The 23,159-nt window shown below is 68.5% G+C and carries 16 protein-coding genes, 3 tRNA genes, 2 pseudogenes and 1 other annotated feature; of the genes and pseudogenes, 14 read left to right on the top strand and 7 right to left on the bottom strand.

Translation table 11 applies throughout. The features are described from left to right. Positions 1 to 59: 59 nt before the first annotated feature. The 6 genes from FHX52_RS15035 (at position 60) to FHX52_RS15010 (ending at position 3,938) form a co-directional block, all read left to right on the top strand. Positions 60 to 563: an RNA polymerase sigma factor gene (locus tag FHX52_RS15035; RefSeq protein ID WP_141823135.1), complete on the top strand. Its 504-nt coding sequence runs from the start codon at positions 60 to 62 to the stop codon at positions 561 to 563. Further along, positions 560 to 1,471: a hypothetical protein gene (locus FHX52_RS15030; RefSeq protein ID WP_141823134.1), complete on the top strand. Its 912-nt coding sequence runs from the start codon at positions 560 to 562 to the stop codon at positions 1,469 to 1,471. The genes FHX52_RS15035 and FHX52_RS15030 overlap by 4 nt, the downstream gene beginning before the upstream one ends. A gap of 91 nt (positions 1,472 to 1,562) precedes the next feature. Further along, complete coding sequence (locus FHX52_RS15025) at positions 1,563 to 2,609, top strand: PHP domain-containing protein (protein ID WP_141823133.1); 1,047 nt, start codon at positions 1,563 to 1,565, stop codon at positions 2,607 to 2,609. Positions 2,610 to 2,724: 115 nt separating this feature from the next. After that, positions 2,725 to 2,797, top strand: a tRNA-Glu gene (locus FHX52_RS15020). A 41-nt stretch (positions 2,798 to 2,838) separates the two neighbouring features. Continuing rightward, positions 2,839 to 2,912: transfer RNA gene (locus tag FHX52_RS15015), tRNA-Asp, on the top strand. A gap of 60 nt (positions 2,913 to 2,972) precedes the next feature. Then, positions 2,973 to 3,938, top strand: a complete 966-nt coding sequence (locus tag FHX52_RS15010) for a D-2-hydroxyacid dehydrogenase family protein (RefSeq protein ID WP_141823132.1) — start codon at positions 2,973 to 2,975, stop codon at positions 3,936 to 3,938. 199 nt (positions 3,939 to 4,137) lie between these two features. Here the strand turns inward: FHX52_RS15010 and FHX52_RS15005 are convergent, their stop codons facing one another. Beyond that, a complete protein-coding gene (locus FHX52_RS15005) occupies positions 4,138 to 5,358 on the bottom strand; it encodes a PucR family transcriptional regulator (protein ID WP_484133174.1) in 1,221 nt (406 codons plus the stop codon). Positions 5,359 to 5,457: 99 nt separating this feature from the next. Between FHX52_RS15005 and FHX52_RS15000 the strand changes: the two genes are divergently transcribed. Both FHX52_RS15000 and FHX52_RS14995 read left to right on the top strand, forming a co-directional pair. Continuing rightward, positions 5,458 to 6,540, top strand: coding sequence for a ferredoxin reductase (locus FHX52_RS15000; RefSeq protein WP_141823131.1), 1,083 nt, complete (start codon positions 5,458 to 5,460; stop codon positions 6,538 to 6,540). 18 nt (positions 6,541 to 6,558) lie between these two features. Further along, entirely contained in the window at positions 6,559 to 7,833 is a 1,275-nt protein-coding gene (locus tag FHX52_RS14995; RefSeq protein WP_141823130.1) for a fatty acid desaturase family protein, read from the top strand. Between the two features lie 111 nt (positions 7,834 to 7,944). Here the strand turns inward: FHX52_RS14995 and FHX52_RS14990 are convergent, their stop codons facing one another. Continuing rightward, positions 7,945 to 9,381, bottom strand: coding sequence for a GuaB1 family IMP dehydrogenase-related protein (locus FHX52_RS14990; RefSeq protein ID WP_141823129.1), 1,437 nt, complete (start codon positions 9,379 to 9,381; stop codon positions 7,945 to 7,947). Between the two features lie 101 nt (positions 9,382 to 9,482). On the opposite strand from FHX52_RS14990, the gene FHX52_RS14985 reads away from it, so the two are divergent. The 3 genes from FHX52_RS14985 to FHX52_RS14975 all read left to right on the top strand — a co-directional run bounded on the left by FHX52_RS14985 (position 9,483) and on the right by FHX52_RS14975 (position 12,529). Next, the gene (locus FHX52_RS14985; RefSeq protein ID WP_141823128.1) at positions 9,483 to 10,553 is read left to right on the top strand and encodes a zinc-binding metallopeptidase family protein; all 1,071 of its coding nucleotides are present in this window, start codon (positions 9,483 to 9,485) and stop codon (positions 10,551 to 10,553) included. A gap of 187 nt (positions 10,554 to 10,740) precedes the next feature. Then, on the top strand, positions 10,741 to 11,802 hold the full coding sequence (locus FHX52_RS14980) for a M12 family metallopeptidase (RefSeq protein ID WP_141823127.1): 1,062 nt from the start codon (positions 10,741 to 10,743) through the stop codon (positions 11,800 to 11,802). 193 nt (positions 11,803 to 11,995) lie between these two features. Continuing rightward, the gene (locus FHX52_RS14975) at positions 11,996 to 12,529 is read left to right on the top strand and encodes a hypothetical protein (RefSeq protein WP_185747306.1); all 534 of its coding nucleotides are present in this window, start codon (positions 11,996 to 11,998) and stop codon (positions 12,527 to 12,529) included. 151 nt (positions 12,530 to 12,680) lie between these two features. Here the strand turns inward: FHX52_RS14975 and FHX52_RS14970 are convergent, their stop codons facing one another. After that, the gene (locus tag FHX52_RS14970; protein ID WP_141823126.1) at positions 12,681 to 13,283 is read right to left on the bottom strand and encodes a YceI family protein; all 603 of its coding nucleotides are present in this window, start codon (positions 13,281 to 13,283) and stop codon (positions 12,681 to 12,683) included. A gap of 297 nt (positions 13,284 to 13,580) precedes the next feature. Here FHX52_RS14970 and FHX52_RS14965 point away from each other — a divergent pair. Then, a tRNA-Phe gene (locus FHX52_RS14965) sits at positions 13,581 to 13,657 on the top strand. 215 nt (positions 13,658 to 13,872) lie between these two features. On the opposite strand, the pseudogene FHX52_RS14960 reads toward FHX52_RS14965, so the two are convergent. After that, a pseudogene (locus FHX52_RS14960) lies at positions 13,873 to 15,133 on the bottom strand (IS256 family transposase). Positions 15,134 to 16,539: 1,406 nt separating this feature from the next. On the opposite strand from FHX52_RS14960, the gene FHX52_RS14955 reads away from it, so the two are divergent. Both FHX52_RS14955 and FHX52_RS14950 read left to right on the top strand, forming a co-directional pair. Then, on the top strand, positions 16,540 to 17,700 hold the full coding sequence (locus FHX52_RS14955; RefSeq protein ID WP_141823125.1) for a DUF262 domain-containing protein: 1,161 nt from the start codon (positions 16,540 to 16,542) through the stop codon (positions 17,698 to 17,700). Beyond that, positions 17,697 to 18,779 (top strand): AAA family ATPase, encoded by a 1,083-nt coding sequence (locus FHX52_RS14950; protein WP_141823124.1) that lies wholly within the window; start codon positions 17,697 to 17,699, stop codon positions 18,777 to 18,779. Before FHX52_RS14955 ends, FHX52_RS14950 begins: the two co-directional genes overlap by 4 nt. A gap of 1,180 nt (positions 18,780 to 19,959) precedes the next feature. Here the strand turns inward: FHX52_RS14950 and FHX52_RS14945 are convergent. The 3 genes and pseudogenes from FHX52_RS14945 to FHX52_RS14935 all read right to left on the bottom strand — a co-directional run. Next, positions 19,960 to 21,165, bottom strand: a pseudogene (locus tag FHX52_RS14945) (ISL3 family transposase); the annotation flags it as partial. Positions 21,166 to 21,180: 15 nt separating this feature from the next. Then, positions 21,181 to 22,451 (bottom strand): IS3 family transposase gene (locus FHX52_RS14940; RefSeq protein WP_246069986.1). Its coding sequence is split into 2 segments (ribosomal slippage): positions 21,181 to 22,166 and positions 22,166 to 22,451, totalling 1,272 coding nucleotides; the frame shifts between segments, so codons are not numbered across the junction. Then, positions 22,039 to 22,167, bottom strand: a sequence feature (AL1L pseudoknot). Its footprint overlaps the gene before it by 129 nt. A 32-nt stretch (positions 22,452 to 22,483) precedes the next feature. After that, entirely contained in the window at positions 22,484 to 22,735 is a 252-nt protein-coding gene (locus tag FHX52_RS14935; protein WP_141823123.1) for a hypothetical protein, read from the bottom strand. Between the last annotated feature and the right edge of the window lie 424 nt (positions 22,736 to 23,159).

The raw sequence follows: 23,159 nt of genomic DNA, 5'->3' as shown, positions 1-23,159 counted from the left end.
GACAACACCACACGACCAACCACGGCCCCACACACACCACGACACCCGGCGGGGAGCAGATGAGGCGAAGGGACGAAGCGGCCTTCCGCGCGTTCGTCGACGAGCGGCAGACGCTGCTGCGCCGACGCGCCTTCCTGCTCTGCGGCAACTGGGCCGACGGCGACGAGCTCGTCCAGGAGGCTCTCGCCCGGGTGTACGTCGCCTGGCCCCGCATCACGACGGGCGCCGAGACGGCCTACACGAGGCGCACCATGCTCAACCTCTATCTCAACGACCAGCGCAAGCGGAAGCGCGAGGTCCTCACCGACGCCCCACCGGAGCCAGCCACCTCCGACCACGACCGCGAGCTCGCGATGACCCTCACCGCCCTGCTCGCCGACCTGCCCGAGAAGCAGCGCGCCGTCCTCGTGCTCCGCTTCTGGGAGGACCTCACGGTGCCCCAGATCGCGGAGTGCACGGGGGTGGCCGAGGGCACCATCAAGAGCCACGTCCACCGCGGCCTCGCGGCCCTGCGTGACCGGCTCGCCGAACCACCGCTCACCGGGGCAGGAGCAGCGACATGACCGACGACCCGACCCGCCTCCCGGCCTCTGGGCCCAACCAGCCCGAGGACGGCGGCGACCGACTGCGAAAGGTGCTGGGTGCCGTGGACGACCTCGAGCCCCCTCGCGACGACCTCTTCGCGCAGCGCGCCCTCCTGCGAGGACGCGCCCGCACGTCACGCCGCCGCAACGGGCTGCTCGGCGCTGCCGCTGCCGTCGTCGTCGTCGGTGCGGTCGGCGGCGCCTGGGTGGTCGGGCAGCAGGGCGCGGGGTCGAGCACGAGCGCCGGCTCCGCCATGGAGGAGCGCGCCGTCAGCGACGCCGCGGGCGCTGACAAGGGCGCAGCGACCGGCGGTGACACCGGTGCGGGGCTGCTCCCGACGAGCCTGCCGACCGGCATACCGACGGCGCCGAGCCTGCCGAGTGCGCCCGGGGGCGTCTCGGGCGCCCAGGACGGGTCGGCGTGGTTCACCGGGCCGACGACGCCGCAGCGCACGGCATTCGAGACCGTCGAGCCGCGCCTCGTGACGGAGTTCGCCGACGTCTTCGCCGGCGCGTATGCCGCGGGCGACGGCACGGACCGCATCGTCGTGACGGTCACGCGAACCGACCCGGCGCTCGAGGCGCTCGTCACCGACGCGATGCCGTCGCCCGGCGACGTGGAGTTCAGGACCGTCACCCACTCGTACGCCGCCAAGCGCGCCGTCCTCGACCAGATCGTCGCCGACGCTCCCCAGTGGCGGGCGCAAGGCGTCGACATCACCGGCGTGCGCATCGACGGGCGCAGCGACCGGGTCGTCGTGGCGGCCGTCGAGGGCCTCGACCCCGGGGTCCTGGCGCGGCACTACGGGCCGGACCTCGTCTCCGTCGAGGTGGCCGCCGACACGGGCAAGCTGCCGGACGGCACCCTCTCGACGCCGCAGCGCTAGGCCGCCGGGCCACCGCGCGCGAGCGGGCGAGCGCTCGCCCGCTCCGGCATGAGGGCGCTCCGGCGTCGGACCCGCTGGCTAGGCTGCCGACATGGAGCAGCCGACCCCGCCGCAGGCGCCGATGAGCCCCCAGGAGGCGCTGCGACGCATCTGCTTCCTGCTCGAGAGAGGGCGCGAGAGCAGCTATCGCGTCGACGCCTTCCGCAAGGCGAGCGAGGCGATCACGCTCATCCCGGAGGACGAGCTCCGCGAGCGCGTCGAGGCCGGAACTCTCAAGCAGATCAAGGGAATCGGCGACTCCAGCGCCGCCATCATCGGGCAGGCCGTCCGCGGCGTCATGCCGGCCTACCTCGCCTCGGCGGAGGAGAAGCACGGGGCTCCCCTGACGACCGGGGGCGCCGAGCTGTATGCCGCGCTGCGCGGTGACCTGCACGCCCACTCCAACTGGAGCGACGGGGGCAGCCCGATCGAGGAGATGGTGCTGGCAGCCGTCGAGCTCGGGCAGGAGTGGATGGCCCTGACCGACCACTCGCCCCGGCTCACCGTCGCCAACGGCCTGAGCCGCGAGCGCCTCACCGACCAGCTGATGCGCGTCGAGGCGATCAACACGAGCCTCGGCGACGCCTTCACGCTCCTCAAGGGCATCGAGGTCGACATCCACCTCGACGGCACGCTCGACCAGGACGACGACATGCTCGACCAGCTCGACGTCGTCACCGCGTCGATCCACTCCAAGCTGCGCCAGCCGTCGTTCGAGATGACGCCGCGCATGGTCGCGGCCGTGCGCAACCCGCACACCAACGTCCTCGCCCACTGCACGGGCCAGCTCGTCACGGGCGGCCGGGGCAAGCGGCCGCCGTCGCAGTTCGACGCCGAGAAGGTCTTCCGCGCCTGCCTCGAGCACGACGTCGCCGTCGAGATCAACTCGCGGCCCGAGCGGTGCGACCCGCCCGACGAGCTCATCGAGCTCGCCCGGGACCTCGGCTGCCTCTTCACGATCGACTCCGACGCGCACGCGCCCGGGCAGCTCGACATGAAGTCGCTCGGCTGCGAGCGCGCCGAACGACTCGGCATCGCCGCCGAGCGCATCGTCACGACGTGGCCCGTCGACGACGTGCGGGCGTGGGCCAAGGGCTGATCCACGCGTGGGACGAGCGTGGAAGGAGCGTGAAAAGGGCCGGATCGCGGCCGATTTGGTCGGGCGACCTCGCAGACCATATAGTTTCGACGTCCCAAACGGAATGGTCGGGCCGGTCCCCATCGTCTAGCGGCCTAGGACTCCGCCCTTTCACGGCGGCAGCACGGGTTCGAATCCCGTTGGGGATACGCAGTACAGTTCCACCCAGCACGACAAGCACCACCAGTAAGGCCCCGTAGCGCAGTTGGTTAGCGCGCCGCCCTGTCACGGCGGAGGTCGCCGGTTCGAGCCCGGTCGGGGTCGCTTCACACGGAAGCGCCGCTCTCAGCGAGAGCGGCGCTTTCGGCGTTCTAGGGTGGGCGGATGCGGATCGCGGTGCTCGACGACTACCAGGGTGTGGCCCTCACGAGTGCCGACTGGTCGCCCGTGACCTCGCGCACCGGACCCACCGGGGAGCCGTGCACGGTCGTCGTCTTCCGCGACCACGTCAGCGAGACCGACGCACTCGTCGGGCGTCTCGCCGACGTCGACGCGGTCGTCGTCATGCGCGAGCGCACCCCGTTGCCGGCCGAGGTGCTCGGCCGGCTCCCCCGCCTTCGTCTCGTCGTGACGACGGGTCGTCGTAACGCGAGCATCGACCTGGCGGCGGCCGCTGCTGCAGGCATCACCGTCAGTGGCACGGAGAGCCGCGCGTCGGCTCCCGCCGAGCTCACCTGGGCGCTCATCCTCGGCCTCGCGCGGCACCTCGTGACCGAGGCGACCGCCGTGCGCACGGGTGGTTGGCAGACGACGGTCGGCACCGACCTCGCAGGTCGCACGCTCGGACTGCTCGGCGTGGGACGCCTCGGCAGCCAGGTGGCCGCGGTCGGGCGCGCCTTCGGCATGGACGTCATCGCCTGGAGCCCCCATCTCACCGACGAGCGGGCGGCAGCCGCTGGAGCACGGGCGGTCGGGCTCGACGACCTGCTCGCCGCCTCGCACGTCGTGTCGATCCACCTCGTGCTCGGCGAGGGCACCCGCGGGCTCCTCTCGCACCGAGAGCTGGGCCTCATGCGTCCCGACGCGCTGCTCGTCAACACCTCACGCGGGCCGATCATCGACGAGGCCGCTCTCGTCGCCGCCCTTGACGCCGGGCACCTCGGCGGCGTCGGCCTCGACGTCTTCGACGAGGAGCCGCTGCCGGTCGACCACCCGCTCCGGACCGCGCCCCGCACACTGCTCACACCACACCTCGGCTACGTCACCGAGGACGTCTACGCGACGTTCTTCGCTGGAGTTGTCGACGACATCGTCGCCTTCCTCGACGGCGCCCCGATCCGCCTCCTCTGACCCGGCGCCGCGCCCCGGCCCAGCAACACACCGAGCAGTCGTCAACCCCACGCGGCATACCTCGTGGGGTTGACGGTTTCTCGGTGTGTTGCGCGAACGCCTAGCCGAGGGCGTATGCCGCCCGCTCGGCTCAGCGGGCCCGCCGACACCCCCGGTCCGCTCGGCTCTCAGGCCCGCCCCGAGGCCCCCTCCGCTGGGCTCAGCGGTGGCCGGCCCGGAGGACCAGCTCGAGCTCGAAGCGCACCTCGGGGTCGTCGAGGTCGTCGCCGAAGATCTGCTTGAGCTGGGCGACCCGGTAGCCGACGGTCTGCTGGTGCACGAAGAGCTCGTCGGCGATCGGCGTCCGCTGTCCCTGGTGACGCAGCCACGACAGGAGGGTCTCGGTGAGCCGGGCACGCACGAGCGGCCGCAGGCCCTCCAGCGGGGCCAGGCGCCGGCGAGCGAGGTCGTCCGTCGCCAGCGGTTCGGCCCGCACGACGAGCTCGGCGAGGTGGTCCTCGACCCACACCGTGGCGCCGGCCCCCACCGCCCCCACCGCCCCCACAGCCCCGCCGGGTTCGGCGTCGAGCGGGCGGCCGATGCCGTGGGCGCCCGCCGAGGTCGCGAGCTGGAGCGACTCCCCCGCCTGCTGCCAGGGCCGCGGCGGCCCGACGACGGCGCGGCGGCCGGCGAGAGCGCGTTCGAGCTCGCGACGGCGCCGCAACCCGGAGCTGGAGGGGAAGACGACGACGACGTCGGTGCCGCGCTCGGCCACCAGACCCTCGGGTCCGAGCCCCGCGCGCAGCCCCTCGACGTGGGGGAAGGGCACGAGGGCGACGACGACCGACTCGGGCAGGGTCCAGCCGACGGCGGCGGCGAGCCGAGCCGGGCCTCCGTCGCTCGAGTCGCCGCGCAGCAGCATCTCGAGCAGCTCGGCTCGCAGCCGCTGCTGCTCGCCCGCGCGCTCGGACTGCTCCTGCGCATACCCCTGCGCGCTGGCCGCCGAGATCTCGTCGATGTAGGCGAAGAGCGACTCCCCCAGGGAGAGCAGCACGTCGGGAGACATCTGCGAGACGTCGACGAGCCGCGAGATGGCGCGGAAGGTCACCCGGGCGCCGTAGCGGTAGGCGGCAAGGAGGGACTCGAGGCTGCGCCCCGAGCGCACCTCCCCGCGGCCGAGGCTCTCGTAGATCCACTTGCCGTCGGGCGAGAGCGCGTCGAGCCGGGTGCCGGGCAGGTCGAGGAAGCGGTTGAGGGCGACGGTCACGCCCTGCCGGACGCCTTGGCCGAAGCGGCCCTCCATCGGCATCGCATAGACGGGCACGCCACGGGGGATGCCCTCGATGATGGCCTCGACGATGTCACGCACGACCGGACGGAGCACAGTGCTGATTTCGGCCGGGAGAGACAACCACGGGGGGTCTGACGTGGTCTGGACCACATTGCCCTCCTGCTTTCTATCCCGAGACAACAGATTCTCACCCCAAAGACTACGCGCCGCCCCAAGACGTCAGGGGCTTTCGGGGGCGATGATGGTTGCATGGCCCAGATCAGAGTGCTCCGGCGGGTGGCGTCGCTGCTGACGACCCCGCTGGCCCCCGAGGACATCCTCGGACTGGTCAACCCGCTCTCCTCGTCGCGGCAGCTTCGTGGCGTCGTGACGAAGGTCGTGCGAGAGACCCCCGACTCGACGACTATCCACTTCCGTCCGGGCCGAGGCTGGAACCCCCACGCCGCCGGTCAGTGGGCGCGCGTCGGTGTCGAGATCGACGGCGTGCGCCACTGGCGCAGCTACTCGCTGTCGGCCGCCGCGGGTCACGACCCCGCGATCACGGTCACCGCGATCGGCGTCGTCTCGACCGCTCTCGCGCGCGACACCAGGGTCGGCGACATCCTCTTCCTCGACACCCCGCAGGGCGACTTCACGCTGCCCGAGCACCCGCGGCCGCTGCTCATGCTCACCGCCGGCAGCGGCCTCACCCCGGTCATGTCGATGATCCGCACCCTTGTGCCGCGCCGACCCGACGCCGACGTCGTGCTCATCCACTCGGCCCGCACTCCCGCTGACGCGCTCTTCCACGACGAGCTGCTCGAGCTCGCCGACCAGTTCCCCGGACTGACCGTCAAGCACTGGTTCACCCGCGACTCCGGCACCGGCGCACCGGCCCGCCGCCTCGACCTCGGCGACGCGACCGACCTCGAGACGCTCTGCCCCGACTGGCGCGACCGGGCGGCATACGCCTGCGGTCCGGCTGACTTCCTCGACGCGGCGACCGAGCTGTGGCTGCGTGACGGCCACGACGACACCCACGAGAACCTCACGATCGAGCGTTTCGCCACCGCCCTGCTCCCGGGAACGGGCGGCGAAGGCGGGCTCGTGACCTTCGAAAAGTCGGACAAGGAGGTGGAGGTCGACGGCGACGTCCCCCTCCTCGACGCCGGTGAGGAGTGCGGGGTCGTCATGCCGAGCGGATGCCGCATGGGCATCTGCCGGAGCTGCCTCATCCCGCTCGTCGCCGGCAAGGTGCGCGACCTGCGCACCGGCGAGGTGCACGGCGACGAGGGCGAGCTCATCCAGACCTGCGTCAACGCCGCAGCCGGACCCGTCAACCTGGACATCTGAGATAGGACATCGCCCGACATGACCACGACAGTGAACAGGTCGACCACCCCGACGGCAGACCCCGCCGACGCCGGACCCGCCGAGGGCGCTGACGGTGCGACCGGCATCCGCCCGAGGAAGCCGGTCCTCGCGGCCACGGGCCACCCCGCGGCCCGCCCGCACGCGGCAGCCCACCTCAGCGACGCCGATGTCGAGCAGCTCGGGCGTGAGCTCGACGCGATCCGCGACCGCATCATCGCCTCGCGCGGCGCCGCGGACGCGGCTTACATCCGGCGGGTCATCAAGGTGCAGCGCACGCTCGAGATCGCCGGCCGCGCCACCCTGCTGCTGTCGCGCAGGAAGACAGCGTTCGTCGCCGGCACGGCCATGCTCTCGGTCGCGAAGATCCTCGAGAACATGGAGATCGGGCACAACGTGCTCCACGGCCAGTGGGACTGGATGCGCGACCCCGACATTCACAGCACGACCTGGGAGTGGGACTTCGTCACGCCGGCCGCCGCGTGGAAGCACACGCACAACGACCTGCACCACACGTGGACCAACGTGCTGGGCAAGGACAAGGACGTGGGCTACTCCATCCTGCGTATGGACGAGGCCCAGCCCTGGCACCCCGGCAACCTCGGGAACCCGCTCTACAACATGGTGCTCGCGCCCTTCTTCGAGTGGGGCATCGCGATCTACGACCTCGAGCTCGAGGCGGTCAAGGACGGCGAGAAGTCGACCGACGACCTGAAGAAGGACCTCAAGGCCATGGGCCGCAAGGTCGTGCGACAGTTCACCAAGGACTACGTCGCGACGCCGGCGGCCGCGGCCGTCTTCGGCTCGGGCAAGCAGGCGCTCGTCGGCACCTTCACCGCCAACGCGATCCGCAACGTCTGGGCGCACTCGGTCATCTTCTGCGGGCACTTCCCCGACGGGGTCGACACCTTCACCGAGGAGGAGATCGAGGGCGAGACGCGAGGCGACTGGTACATCCGCCAGACGCTCGGCTCGGCCAACATCTCGGGCAGCAAGCTCATGCACCTCATGACGGGCAACCTCAGCCACCAGATCGAGCACCACTGCTTCCCCGACCTGCCGAGCAACCGCTACGCCGAGGTCGCGGTCGAGGTGCGCGAGATCTGCGAGCGCTACGGCCTGCCCTACACGACCGGCCCGATGCACCGTCAGGTCGGCCAGGCGTGGGCCAAGGTCTTCCGCCTCGCTCTACCGCCGAAGGGCCAGCGTGGCAGGCTCGTCGGCCGTGGCCTGCCCAAGGCGGCCCTCAACGCCGCGCCGCCGGTCACCGCTTGATGGTGTGCCTCATGGTCTGCGTCAGGTGGGGGTGACCACCCCCGTCTGACGCAGACCATCCGGCGTCGCATCACGCCGGGCATCGCGCCCCCGCCCAGCGGAGGGCGCCGCCTACCAGGACGTGTGGAGGGGGCGGCCCTCGGCGAAGCCGGCCGTGCTCTGGAGCCCGACGATCGCCCGCTCGTGGTACTCCTCGAGAGTGCGCGCACCGGCATACGTGCAGCTGCTGCGCAGCCCGGCGATGATCTCGTCGATGACGTCCTCGACGGAGGGGCGAGCGGGGTCGACATACATGCGCGCCGAGCTGATGCCCTCCTCGAAGAGCGACTTGCGCGCCCGGTCGTATGCCGTGTCGCTGGCCGTGCGACCGCGCACCGCCCGCGAGCTGGCCATGCCGAAGGACTCCTTGTACTGCCGGCCGTCGTTGTCGGTGTAGAGGTCGCCGGGCGACTCGAGGGTGCCGGCGAACCAGGAGCCGATCATGACGTTGCTGGCGCCGGCGGCCAGGGCGAGGGCGACATCGCGCGGGTGACGCACACCGCCGTCGGCCCAGACATGCTTGCCGAGCTCCTTTGCGGCAGTGGCACATTCGAGCACCGCGGAGAACTGCGGGCGACCCACAGCCGTCATCATGCGGGTCGTGCACATCGCACCCGGGCCGACCCCGACCTTGACGATGTCGGCGCCGGCGTCGATGAGCTCGCGGGTGCCGGCGGCCGAGACGACGTTGCCGGCGACCACGGGGACCGTCGGCGACAGGTCGCGCACCGCTCTCAGCGCGTCGAGCATCTTGTCCTGGTGGCCGTGCGCCGTGTCGATGACGAGCACGTCGGCGCCGGCGTCGAGCACCTCAGCGGCCTTGGCCGCGACGTCACCGTTGATGCCGACCGCGGCGGCGACGCGCAGCCGCCCGGAGCCGTCGACGGCAGGGTCGTAGAGACCGGCCCGCAGCGCGCCGCCACGGGTGAGGATGCCGACGAGCTCGCCGTGGGCCGACACGACGGGGGCCACGCGCCGGCGGGCGGCGAGCAGGCGCTCGAAGGCTTCCTGCGGGTCGATGTCGTCGGGCAGGACGACCATCTCCTGGCCCATGACGTCCTTGACCTGGGTGAAGCGGTCGACGCCGGTGAGGTCCTTCTCGGTGACGATGCCGACCGGCTTCGCGCCGTCGACGACGATGGCGGCGCCGTGGGCGCGCTTCTGCAGCAGGACGAGCGCCTCACCCGCCGTGAGGTGGCGCTCGAGGGTGATCGCCGTGTCGTGGACGAGATGGCGCTGCTTGACCCAGCCGATGACGTCGCGCACGACCTCGAGCGGGATGTCCTGCGGGATGACCGTGATACCACCGCGCCTGGCCACCGTCTCGGCCATGCGACGGCCGGCGATGGCGGTCATGTTGGCGACGACGAGCGGGATCGTCGTGCCCGAGCCGTCGGACGTCGAGAGGTCGACGTCGAGGCGACTCGTGACCGACGACCGGCTCGGCACCATGAAGACGTCGTCGTAGGTGAGGTCGAGCTGGGGCTGGAGACCGTTGAGGAACTGCACGAGGGCTGAGTCTACGTGGGGCCGCTGTCGCCGCCGCCTAGCCGACCCCGCCGACGGCGCCGTTCACGTGCCCGAAACGCAGGTCGCCTACGGTCGGTCCGATGAGAGCCTTCGCGTGCGCGGTCTGCTCGAGCCTGCTCGGCTTCGAGAACTCGGTGTGTGTCACCTGTGGCACCGACCAGGGCTTCTCGATGCCCCGGATGGCGCTCGTGCCGGTGCCGTCCGACGGGTCGGCGGTGGCCTGCGCCAACCTCGCGGCGGCCGGCTGCCAGTGGCTCGTCGACCACTCCGGGCAGCTGTGCCTCTCGTGCCGGCTGACCCGCAAGCGGCCGAACGACGCGGACAGCGAGGGCCTCGCGGCGTGGGCCAAGACCGAGTCGGCCAAGCGGCGCCTCATCTATCAGCTGCTCGACCTCGTGCTGCCCGTGGTGTCGCTCGACGACGACCCGGCCGGGGTCGCCTTCGAGCTGCTCTCGAGCCGCGACGAGTCCGTCATCACCGGTCATGCCGACGGCGTGGTGACGATCGACCTCGCCGAGGGCAACGACGCAAAGCTCGAGGCGATGCGCCTGCAGATGGGCGAGGCCTACCGCACGATGCTCGGCCACCTGCGCCACGAGACCGGGCACTACTACTGGCAGGTGCTCGTCGACGGCGCCGTCCCCGACGTGGGCTGGGTGCGCGACCAGGGCTCGCGCCGGGCGTGGGAGCGGGGAGAGGACTCGCTCGCAGCCTTCCGTGAGCTCTTCGGCGACGAGCGTGCCGACTACGCCGATGCGCTCGAAAAGCATTACGACGACGGGCCGCCCGCCGACTGGCGCAGCTCGTACGTCAGCGAGTACGCGACGTCGCACCCGTGGGAGGACTGGGCCGAGACCTTCGCGCACTACCTGCACATCACCGACTCGATCCAGACCGCGGCCTCCTACGGCATCGTCGTCGAGGGCGCCGACGTCGTCGACGCCAAGGCCCAGCACCTGCGCACGCGGCCGGTCGACGCGCCGAGCGAGCTGCCGACGATGGAGTCGCTCATCGCCCACTGGCTGCCGCTCTCCTACGCCCTCAACGCCTCCAACCGCAGCATGGGTCACGACGACCTCTACCCCTTCGTGCTGAGCGAGACCGTCATCGCCAAGCTCGCGTTCGTGCACGACCTCGTCCGCCGCGGCTGAGCCGGACTCCCACGCCACCGCGCGTATGCCGTGGGGCCGGGCACACGGCATACCCCCGCCGGCCGCGCGGCTGAGGTGTGTCGCCCGGCGAGGCGGACGGCATACCGCGGTTTGGCTGTGGCGGCGACGTGACGCGAGGACAGTTGGAGAAGGCGCATCCTCGCGCCGAGTTCGAAGGGGACGGGCAATGTCAGAGACGACACGAGAGAGCACTCACACGGCTACGACGGACGCCGCTCCGCACGTGTGCTTCGACCGGATCCTGCCGAAGGACCTGCTGCGCCCGCACCGGCGCGAGCGGGGGCCGGACGGCGGCGACCGCGCCATCTCGCCCATCGGCAAGTCGTGGCCCAACGGGACGCGCCTCACGGTGAGCTTCAGCGGCGGCACCCCGGCCGAGCAAGCGACGGCGCGGGCCCAGGCGGCCTGGTGGGAGCAGGCGTGCAACATCAGCTTCGACTTCGGCCAGCACACGGCGGCCGACATCCGCATCACGTTCGACCCGGGCGACGGCGCCTGGTCCTACGTCGGCACCGACTGCAAGGGGATCCCGGCCGACCAGCCGACGATGAACCTCGGCTTCCTCGACGGCGGCACGGCTGGGCACGAGTTCGGCCACGCGATCGGTCTCGCGCACGAGCACTCCAGCCCGCTCGGCGGCATCCAGTGGAACGAGCCGGTCGTCATCGCGGCGCTCGCGGGGCCGCCGAACCGGTGGGACGCGGCGAAGGTGCGGCACAACGTCTTCATGAAGTACGCGGTCGACCAGATCAAGGGGACGCAGTTCGACCCCGACTCGATCATGCTCTACGCGTTCCCGGCGTCGTGGACGCTCAACGGGGTCGCGACGCACGCCAACGACGTGCTGTCGACGCTCGACAAGTCCTTCGTTTCCGGTGCGAGCATGTATCCGCGGACGGCCCCGGTCGTCGGCGACGCCCCGACGCTCGTCGTCGGCGGGCCCAAGGTGTCCGGCGCGATCGGCGCCCCGGGCGAGGAGGACCTCTACTCCTTCGACGTGGCGAGCGACGGGCTCTACGAGCTCGCGACCCGTGGGACGACCGACGTCTACCTCAAGCTCTACGGGCCGGACAGCCCGACCGCGCTCATCGCCGAGGACGACGACAGCGGCTACGGCCGCAACGCGAAGATCCGCCGGGCCCTCGGGCCGGGGCGGTACCTCGCGCAGGTGCGGCACTACTCGCACGCCGGGACGGGCAGCTACACGATCCGGGTGAGGCAGGGGTAGCGGTTCGCCGGAGGACTGCGCGCCGGCCTGCCGCTCCGCCACGGGTGGCCGGCGCGCTCTGGCGCGGGTGGCCGGCGCGCTCCGCCACGGGTGGCCGGCGCGCTCCGCCACGGGTGGCCGGCGCGCTCCGGCGCGGCGTTCGTCCACGGCGAACATCGTTGACGTTGGCGTGTAATCGAGTAATCCTGATTACATGATTACCAATGAGGCACAGGAGCGGGTGCGCGGCTGGTTCCTCGGCCGCCTGCCCGAGGAGTGGCGTGGCGACGACGAGTCGACCGCGCCCCGGGTGACGGTCGACCGCGAGGAGATCACGGTCGTGCTCACCATCGGCGACGTGGACCTGCCCGACGGCACGAGCGACGCCGCACGCGCTGAGGCAAGGGCCGGACGGGCCAAGGCGTTCCGCGAGGACACGCGCAGCCGGCGCATCGAGATCGCCCGCGAGGCCGAGCACCGCTTCGACCGCAAGGTGTCGTGGGCCGTTCGGGTCGGCGACCGGGTCGAGCTCTTCACCCACGTGGCCGCGCCCGCGATGACGCGCCTGCGCCAGCCCGAGCGGCTCGTGCTCGACACGCTCGTCGACGCCGGCGTCGCCCGGTCGCGGGCCGATGCGCTCGCGTGGTGCGTCAAGCTCGTCGGCCAGCACGAGGGCGACTGGCTCGGGGAGCTGCGCGAGGCGATGGAGCACGTCGCGGACGTCGCGAGCAAGGGCCCCGCGGCCTGAGCTGCTGCCTGTGGGCGTGTGGCACGCCCCCGGGCGCGGTCGCGGGCCTGGTCGCGGAGCCCGGCACACGGCATACCTCCACGGTGCCGTGGCACATGACAGAGGGCCGACCCCGATGGGGTCGGCCCTCTGGCGTCTGGTGGGGCTGGCCTCAGCCCTCGGACTCGTTGCCCTCGCCGCCGGCCTGGTCGGCGCTCTCGTCGCTGCCGCGCTTGATGGCGGAGATCTCGAACTCGAGCGAGATCTTCTCGGAGACGAGCAGGCCGCCCGCGTCGAGCGGCATGTTCCACTCGAGCCCGAAGTCGCGGCGGTTGATGCGGCGCGAGCCCTCGAAGCCCGCGCGCAGGGCGCCGAACGCATCGGTCTGGACCCCGATCAGCTCGAGCGGGATCGTCACAGGCTTCGTGACGTCGCGGATCGTCAGGTCTCCGGAGACCATGAAGGCGTTCTCCTCGACCTCCTCGATCTGCGTGCTCACGAAGCGGATGTCGGGCCACTTCTCGACGTCGAAGAAGTCGGGGCTGCGCAGGTGGTCGTCGCGCTGCTGGTTGCGGGTGTCGACACTCGCAGCCTTGAGCGTGACCTCGGCGTAGGACTTGTCCATCGTGTCGAGGTCTGCGTAGAACCGGCCGGTCACGTCGTTGAACGACCCGCGGACGGTCGTGACCATGGCGTGCCGCGCAGAGAACCCGATGCGGGTGTGTGCCGGGTCGAAGTCCCAGTCCCCACTCAGTGCGGAACCTTTGTCGGTCATGCGGTCACTCCCCTGCTCATCGGTGTCAACGTCGACATTCTGTCACGTCGGCCAGGTGGTTGAACATTTCATGACCTTCGGAGGGGTCACGGGCGCGACAGCAGTCGTATGCCGTCTCTTACCCTCTCGCACGTCGGGCCCTCACGCACACCCAGCGTCCACGGACGGTGGTGGGACGCGGCGGACTGGGCCACAGGGCGCCGGGTCGTCGGGGTGCGAGACGTGGGGGCGCTCCGGTCCGCGGGCGCGTTTGCGAGGTGGGCGGCAGGGTCGGCTATAGTTCCACTCGTTGTTCACGGCCAGGTAGCTCAGTTGGTACGAGCGTCCGACTGAAAATCGGAAGGTCGGCGGTTCGATCCCGCCCCTGGCCACCACCCGAAACCGCAGGTCAAGTGCCCTTGACCTGCGGTTCTGTAGATTCGTGCGCGCCCCTGCTTCGATGTCGAAATGACCGCGAGGGCCCCCTGCGGACCCCTCTTTACCGCGGTTCGTTGCACGACTCGTTGCACGAAAGCTTGGCGTCAAGAGAACACGCGTTGGTCAAGTCCGGATCGGTGGTGTACGACGGTGATCCGTCGGGGTTGTTGGTTTAGGCGTTGATCGCGTCGGCGATCAGGTCGGCCGAGACCTCCTCGGGCTGGGTGTTGGTGGTGCGGGCGGTGAGGACGGCTCGGGCGTTCTTCAGGGCCTCCAGGCCGAGGTAGCGGCGTTGTTCGGCCCACTCGTCGTGCTGCTCGGCCAGGACGGCGCCGACGAGCCGGATCACGGCCTCGCGGTTCGGGAAGATGCCCACGACGTCGGTCCGACGCCGGATTTCCCGGTTGAGCCGCTCGTTCGGGTTGTTGCTCCAGATCTGACGCCAGATCTCTTTCGGGAAGAGGGTGAAGGCGAGGATGTCCGCCCGGGCCAGCTCGAGATGCTCAGCCACCTGCGGGAGCTTCTCGTACAGGCCCTCCAGCACCCGGTCGAACTGCCCGTTCACGCTGTCGGCGTTCGGCTGGTCGTACACCGAGTGCAGCAACGCCTTGACCCAGCCTCACTGGCTCTTCGGGGTCACGGACATGAGGTTCGCGGCGTAGTGGGTGCGGCACCGTTGCCAGGACGCGTTCGGCAGCGTCGCCCCGATCGCCTCGACGAGGCCGGCGTGCGCGTCGGAGGTGACCATCGCGACACCGGACAGTCCTCTTGCGGTCAGGTCGCGGAAGAACGACAACCAGCCGGCGCTGGATTCGGTGGTGGCGGTGTGGATCCCGAGGACCTCCCGGTACCCGTCGGCGTTCACGCCGGTCGCGACCATCACCGCAACTTTCACGACCCGGCCGGCCTCACGGACCTTCATCGTCAACGCGTCGGCCGCGACGAACGTGTACGGCCCGTCGTGCAACGGCCTCGTGCGGAACGCGGGGGACCTGCTCGTCAAGGTCGCGGGCCATCACCGACACCTGCGACTTGGACAGGCCAGTGATCCCCAAGGACCGCACGAGCTTGTCCATCCGGCGAGTCGACACCCCGAGCAGGTAGCAGGTCGCGACGACCGTGGTCAGCGCCGCCTCCGCCCGGCGGTGCCGCTCCAGCAGCCAGTCCGGGAAGAACGTCCCCTCGCGCAGCTTCGGGACCGCCACGTCCAGGGTGCCGGCGCGGGTGTCGAGGTCGCGGTGCCGGTAGCCGTTACGGGAAGTGACCCGGTCCGGGTTGCGGGTGCCGTACTCGGCGCCGCACACGCTGTCAGCCTGCGCGGACAGCAAGGCGTTGATGAACGTGGTGAGCAGCTCGCGCATCAGGTCGGGGCTGGCCTGGGCCAGCTGCTCGTGCAGGAAGACGTTGGGGTCGAAAATGGGCCCAGCGGTCATCGTGGTGTCCTTCTTCGAGTCGGTTGTGAGAGATCACTCGAAGGATCACAGCGGTGGCCGCGCCTACATCAGCAGGACACGCTCACCGAGATCGTCGTACACCACTCTGATGGACTCAACTCACGCGTTAACGCAGTGAGTGTCATCACCCAACCACACGAGCTCCTGGCGCCGGCCGGAACGCAGCCCAACCGCTCACATGTGCAGGAGATCAGACAAGGCGTCCTCCTGTAGCTGCTTCGGAAGCTGGCGCGGCCTTGCTGCTGGGGAGTAGCCAGCAAGTGCCCTTCCTCTGTTTGATGGCGGCTCGGCTCGGGCCACCGTCGGGATCCTGCCGCTTCTTCTCCGGTTCGCCGATGGCCTGGCGGTGCTGAGCGAGCCCGGCGCGGCGTCGAGGAGTCCGACCGCGCGGCGAGTCCGCCCGAGCTCCGGCAGCCGTCGGGGAGAGTCCGGTGAGCCGGCCCGACCGGTCGAGCTCCTTCCAAGTCACGAACGCTTGGGACTTGCCGGAGGTCTGGCCGAGCTGAACCCGATGCGATCGCTCACCGTGGCTGTCGCAGGGGTCACCACGGCGGCGAAGGTCGTGACCAGGACCCAGGACCGGCACGCGCTTGAGCCGCGGCCCTAACCCGCGATGAACTTATGGGCGACGGCAGACTGCTTGCCCAGGCGTGAGATCGTGACCATCTGGGCGGACAGCTTGCCGGCCGACAGCGGCCCTATTGATGGCACATCCTCGCTCGCACCGGAGTCCGCGATCCGTTGCCCCACTACGCGCCGCTCGACGCCCGGGCAGACCGACCGAGTTCGACGGCGAGGGCGCGGCAGGTGGCAGGTCCAAGAGCGCCGGAGGAGTTCGCGGTGCTTCATCTCGTAGGGTGCTTCTGGAATAGAATCTTCTGGATGTTGCGTCGCACCCGGCGCCCGTCTTCGGCGCGTCCCCGCTCGAGACGCGCATGGGTCCCTCGACCGGGAAGAGCAGCGCATCCGGTGCTGACTCCATGTGGTGCCGGGCAGGGAACCGCATGTCCGTCATACGCCCGACGAACAGCATGCACACGTGGCTTTCGAACCTGTGGTCGTCATGCGAGGGTGCGCCCTTACGGGGTCGCAACCCGCTGGAATGGTCGGTGAACGCGCTCAGCTCGTCGACTTCCCGGGGCGGCCGTCGACCGAGCCAGGGTCGAGGGCGTCGGCAGCCCCGACGAGCAGCACCTCAGGCGGGGATCGATGGCGGTAAGGAGATCGCGTAGATCGACGACTATCGCTGGCACATCCAAGGCCACCTCTGGAGCTGCCCGCTGACGCCGCCGCCGACTTGCGCGAGGAAGTCGAGTGCCGAGCCTGCTCCGGGATCCTGCCAGTCCAGCACCGCATCGGATCCGCCGGCCTCTACGATGCGAGTCATGAGCGCTGATCCGAACATCAAGGGAGTCGGACTCGTTGAGGAGGTTTTCCACGGCGAGCAAACCGGGGTTGAGATAGAGCAGAACGACTCGACCGCGAGTCAAATTGCTGATCCATGGGACCCAGAGAAGATCCGTGTGTCGACCAAGAACTTCTCGCTCCGCAACATTCTCGACATGATCGACAGCGAAGATCTCGACTTGGCGCCGGACTTTCAGCGAAACCGAGTGTGGAAAGCACGCCAGAAGTCCCGGTTGGTAGAGAGCCTTCTACTGCAGATCCCACTGCCGGCCTTCTACTTCGCCGAGGATGATGACGGCCTGCTGCGTGTGGTGGATGGCCTGCAACGACTCTCGACTATTCATGGCTTCGTCCGTGGCAAGGAATTTCGCCTAGCGGACCTCGAGTATTTGAATCAGGAACAAGGCAAGAGGTTTGGCGACCTTTCACCGTCCCTGCAGCGGAGACTGCATAATGCTCAGATCGTCGCGCACGTTATAGATCCAACCACTCCTTCAGAGGTGAAGTATGACATCTTCAAGCGGATTAACACGGGTGGCGAACCGCTAAACAGCATGGAAATTCGCCATTGCATGAGTCGGAGCAGATCCCGCACATTCCTCAAGAGATGCACTTCAAGTGAGATCTTCCATAAGGCCACTGGGGGGGTGCTGCGCGACCACGTGCGCATGCACGACCGAGAATCGGCGCTGCGCTTTCTGGCTTTCCGGATGCTCGATGATATCGAGCAGTACGACTCCGTCGGTTCGTTGGAGAGGCTGCTCGATGAGGCAGTCACAAAGATCGACGATCCGACCCGAGTAAGCGACTCCGAACTTGACCGTCTATTCAGAGATTTTGAGCGGTCTATGCAAAAAGGGTATACACTCTTTGGCAAGCATGCGTTCCGTAAGTGGCCCACAACCTCCAACTATCGATCGCCAATCAATCGTGCCCTTCTGGAGAGTTGGTGTGTCGCACTAGTCGACGTCGACGAAGTCTTCCTAACCCAGCACCGCGACCGTATTGTGACAGGTGCGCGGAAGGCGATGACTAACGACTATCTTTACATAAACGCGATCAGTTCGTCGACTGGCGACCCGGCCCGGGTGAATAGGCGCTTTGCAGTCGCGCGCAAGCTGCTGGAGCCCGCTCAATGATCGGCGAACTGCGGGTGCACAACCTCAAACGCTTTATTGACCAAAGTTTTCGCTTCACGCCTCTGACCGTGTTAACTGGTCTTAACAGCAGTGGAAAAAGCACGATCATCCAGTCGCTTCTGCTCGCCTACCAGGCGCAGTTGACCACGTCAAACGTAGTTTCGCTGAATGCTGAACCCGGACTGCAGCTCGGCCAGCCGGCAGACGTACTGGCCGTCGACGCAGCAACTAGTCGCATTGCGGTCAGCCTGGACGTTGACGATGTGTGGCACGACTGGGCGTTTGAGACGCAATTCGAGGGGGCGGAAGCGGCGTCTTACCTTGTGCGCACGGAAAACTCGGACGCCGGCATCTCGCTCACCTACCTTGGAGCCGAACGCGTCGGGCCCCGCACCTCGCAGGCAGTCTCGCCTACACCGACCAGCCGCGATGACGAAACCGTTCATCTGGGGGACGACGGTCGATTCGTCGCACACGCCCTGGCTGTACATGGCCGTAGGGAGGTGGCCCAGCCTCTGTTGCATCCCCAGCAGTCGAAGGTGACGACGCTACACTCGCAGACTGAGGCCTGGATGAGCGAGCTCGTCGGCAGAGTGCAGTTCGACGCTCGCCTCATTCCGCGCACCGATCTAGCAACGCTGCACGTACGTTCCACCAGCGCCACCGACTGGTTCCTCCCAACGAACGTGGGATTCGGTATCAGTTATGCGCTGCCCATAGTGGTCGCTGGCCTGGGTGCGCGTCCCAATTCCGTTCTGATCGTCGACTCCCCCGAGGCCCACCTGCACCCCGCGGCGCAATCGAGCCTGGCTAGATTCTTGGCGCTAGTGGCCGCCGGTGGTGTTCAGGTCGTCATCGAAACGCACAGTGATCACGTCTTGAACGGGGTTCGTCGCGCAGTGGTAGACGCCCTCGTGGATGCCGAAGACGTCATTGTCCACTTCTTGGCGGGTGACCGCGATCCCACAGAAATCGAGCTGAACGAACGGGGCAGACCCACCGCTTGGCCTCTTGGCTTCTTCGACCAGTTAGAGGTAGATCTTCGCCACATCACGCGGCCACGCACACCACGATCATGAGGGCCACATTCGTTATCGGTGAGCACAGTTTCCTCCACCTAGGATCTAGCCAGGATGACTCTGCGGCCGTGGAGGCATTCGTGAGCCTCCTCGATAGTGCTCAGGAACAGGGAACGGTACTCGCGTGGGAGGACCTATTCTCAGCCCCGGTAGTGGGCTTTGAATCTCTGTCGGAGTTTCTGTTCGGGATGAACACGACGCTTGACCGCGATGTGCGACTTCTTCTAGGAGTTGAACTTCAGAAGGCCTCCACTTGGGGGGAGGCCGACGGTAACCCCCCATACAATCTGACTGACGGCTCGAGCGCACTTGACTTCTCCCCTTCCGTGGGCCTGTGCCTACTTCATGTTGCACGGGCTCCTTGGGCGGTCCTCTGCCTGCGCGGCGGACCTTTCGCGGGCGCCTGCAGGATCCAGGAAAGAAACGATCATTCAGGAGGACGACCGATTTGGTTTATTGACGAAACCGGATCCTTGTCTGATTTCTGGCGTGACTCTTTCCTTCGTTATCGCGCGGCACCCTCAGAAATCGGGAAAAAGGCGCAGTATGCGTTTCCCACCACAGTATTTGCGCCTGCGGTATGGTCGCAAGTGGGCCGTTTCGAAGGGGCATGGAACGAGGTACGAGAGAGACTCATTGGAGTCCTAGGGGGTTTAGATGATGGCATGGTTCAGACGTTCGAGGAGGTGGTTCACAATCACGAACGAATATCGCGCATGTCAAGTCATTATGGGGTGGACTGCTCCCCCGAGTCATCCCAGACCCACCGCAACGCGGCGGCGATGAGGGAGCGAAAGGCACAATTCGCGGATCGAATTCGCGACTGCGAGTGGCATGCCAAGCTCGAGCCGCATCGAAATCGTGTGCATTTTTGCGTTGAGGGGGGCCAAGTGTATGTAGGAATCTTCACTCGACATCTGCTGTAGGTCTGGTCACGAGGAGTCTCGCACCCGTAGCAATATCACCGTCCGCGGTGGCCAGACGCTCACACTCCGAGTCCGAGATCCGGTGCGACACACGAGACGGCCCGGCTGTCCGGGGCCTTGGCGAGGCAAGACCCACACCGCCGTGCCACGACCGACGGCACCGTGACTCCAACGAGCGCGGCAGCTCGACCGGGTGTCCGCCACTTCCACATGCTTAGACCGCCCCTCACAGGGCTCTTCGTATCTGAGGTGGGTCACAGGCTGAGCCCTCCTCCGATGAGGAGCATCCGTAGCCGGTAGTTGTCCCGGTTGCGGAAGCCGCGGGCGACCCTTCGGTGCAGCTCGATCAGGCCGTTGATCGCTTCGGTGCCGCCCTTGTTCGCGCCGCCGGTGGTGAAGTACGCCAGGAACGCCTTGCGCCACTGCGCCAGGGTCCGGCCGAATCCGGCGATCTCCGGGATCGGACACGAGGCGAACGAGTCGAGGTTCTTCTCGGCGACGGCGCGGCCCTCGACGTGGCTGGCCTGGTGGTAGGCGGAGCGGACCTGTTGGGCGCACTGGTAGGCGACCCACACCTCATAGTGCCGGGCGTCCGCGGCGATCGCTGCGGCCAGTCGGAATTGTTGGCGTTCGGTGAGGTGTTCGGCGCCGGCGTGCAGGATGCTCCGGTTCCGATAGAGCGGGTCGTTCTTGCGGCCGCGGTGGCCGTGGATCTCCTGCTGCACCCGGCGGCGTGCCTCGTCGACGGCATGACCAGCGAGCTTGACCACACGAAAGGCATCGAGCACCGCGACCGCATCCTGGAGCTGGTCGCCGATGGCGTTCTTGTAGCCACGGAACGGGTCGAGCGTCGCGACCTCGACACAGCCACGGAACGCCTCGCCGCGCTGCTTGAGCCAGCCGGCGTAGGCCGGCCCAGAGCGGCCGACGACAAGGTCGAGCAGCCGCGCCTTCACGACGGTCTTGTCGGGGTTCTTCGGGTAAGGGTGGCGGGTCAGGTCGACCATCCCGGTCAGCTCCTTCGGGCCCCTATTGAGCGGGTTGATGTGGTGCCACACGTGCTCGTCGACCCCGAGGGTGGTGACACCGACGAAGCGGGACTCGTCCGCGGCGGCCTACGCCAGCAGCGGCCGGATCGAGCGCCACACTGTCGCCCAACTCGTGCCGAGCTGCCGGGCCAGGCCGTGGATCGAGGCGTGGTCGCGGCGGAGCTGCTCAATCGCCCACCGGCAGGCCCGGACCGTCAACAACGCCCGCGGCCTGGCGACCTGCTCGCTCTGCTCGGTGAACGTCCCGACCGGGCACGCCGGCTCCAGGCATGACCAGGTCCGCTTGGGCCACCGGATCCGGACCCGCCGGGCGAAGCACGGCGAGTCGATCAACTCGACCACCCGCCGCCCGTGACTGCGTGCGAGGACCCCGCACGCTGGGCAGCCCATCAGTGCCGGCGCGGACTCGACTGAACCGCCCCGGGTTTAGTGGAGGCTCGGTTGTGCCGACGCGGTGGTGTCCGTGTCGGTGTTCTGACGGTAGTACTCCTTCTCGTACTCACCCGGGGGAACGTCGCCGCACCAGGAGTGCAGCCGGGAGTTGTTGTACCAGTCGACCCATTCCATGGTCGCGAACTCGACATCCTCGAGGGATCGCCATGGCCCGTGGCGCCGGATCAGCTCGGTCTTGTACAGGCCGTTGAGGGACTCAGCGGCGGCGTTGTCGTAGCTGTCGCCCCTTGACCCGACCGAGGCGACCGCGCCCGCGCTGGCGAGCCGCTCGGTGTAGCCGATGGCCACGTATTGGACGCCGCGGTCCGAGTGGTGGATCAGGCCGGTGACGTCATGCTGTTCGCGGTGCCGCTGCCACAGCGCCTGCTCGAGCGCGTCGAGCGCGAGGTCGGTGCGCAGGCTGTTCGACACCCGCCACCCCACGACGCGCCGGGAGAACAGGTCCAGCACGAACGCGACGTAGACGAACCCGGTCCACGTCGCAACGTAGGTGATGTCGGCGACCCACCGCTGGTTCGGCGCCGCGGCGGTGAAGTCCCGCTCGAGCAGGTCCCCGGGCCGGTCCGCCACCTCAGCGGGAACCGTGGTGCGCTTGACGCGTCCACGGACCACCCCGCTGAGGTGCTGGGCGCGCATCCGCCGCTCGACGGTGCAGCGAGCCACCGGCGCCTGCGGCGTTTCCCGGTTCAGCGCCTTCCACATCTTCCACATCTTCCGGACCCCGTACACGCCGAAGCTCGCCTCGTGGGTCGCGACGATCCGCTCGTCCAGGGCCGCGTCGGCGACCGCCCGCGCCGAGGGCGGGCGTGTCTTGGCCGCGTAGTACGTGGACGGGGCGATCTTGGCGCCGGCCTCGGTCAGGACCCGGCAGATCGGCTCGACTCCGTGCACGTCCTTGTGCTGGTCGATGTAGGTGATCAGCGTGTCGAGGGGCGGTCGAGCTCCGCCGCGAAGAAAGCCGAGGCGCTCTTGAGGATCGCGTTCGCCCGGCGCAGCTCGCGAACCTCCCGCTTCAGCTCGGCAATCCGAGCCTTGTCCTGCGTCGTGACGCCCGGCGCCGTGCCGGCATCGACCCGGGCCTGCTTCACCCAGTTACGCAGCGTGTCCCCGTTGATCCCGAGCTGCTCCCCGACACGCAGTGACGCGCGGTTGAGACTCGGCCCACCCGGCTGCTCGACCAGGTCCATCACGAGCCGGATCGCACGCTCCCGCAGCTCGTCCGGATACTTCCTCAGTGCTGGCATGACTCCACCCTTTCGCGGGTTGGGAGCATCCATCAATCCCGGGGCGGTTCAGTTCCGCGGGTCATGACGTCGATGGCGATCGTTTCCAGCGGGTATGCCCGACCTTCGGTGCCCTGGTCCATCTCGGCCGTGTTCGCGCGGACGGGCAGGTCCCCGCGGCTGTAGTCGTTGACGTGGCTGAACTCATGCCATAGACCGATGCCGGACCATACGGGGCCGAACGGATATACACGAGTCCTCAACGGAAAACCGACAGGTGCAGTCTCTTCGATCTGGGCACGCACGACCCGCTGATCAGCGGTCCTTACGATGCCTCCAACCCACGCCACCGTGCCAGGCCGACAATGCGGGGCCTACTCCCTCTCGAGTCGCGGGGCAAGCTGCAGCGATACCCGCCCAAGGTCGCCGCGCCGAGGTGAAGGTGCTCCTGCACCCGACCGCGGCCAAGACAGGAAATACGCGAAACTGCGTATTGCCCGCTGTTCCAGGAAGAGAAATCCTTCAAAGGTGCAGATTTTGGCCCCCTCGACGCCGTGGCTGCGGCCCTGCGGCGCGACGTACGCATCATCCGCAACCCTATCGACCCACGAGCGCAACTGGCCGCGGTCTGGGACGCGCGGCCTCCAGCGCGGCCCATGTGTCCGTATCCGCCACGACAACAGCGCGGGTCCGCAACAACAGTGGGGGTCCCATGGTCTCTGAGTACGT

It is taken from the genome of Humibacillus xanthopallidus (genome assembly GCF_006717145.1).
Classification (GTDB): domain Bacteria; phylum Actinomycetota; class Actinomycetes; order Actinomycetales; family Dermatophilaceae; genus Humibacillus; species Humibacillus xanthopallidus.
Note: the sequence above shows the minus strand (reverse complement) of the source record. Positions and strands in the feature narration are given on the sequence as shown.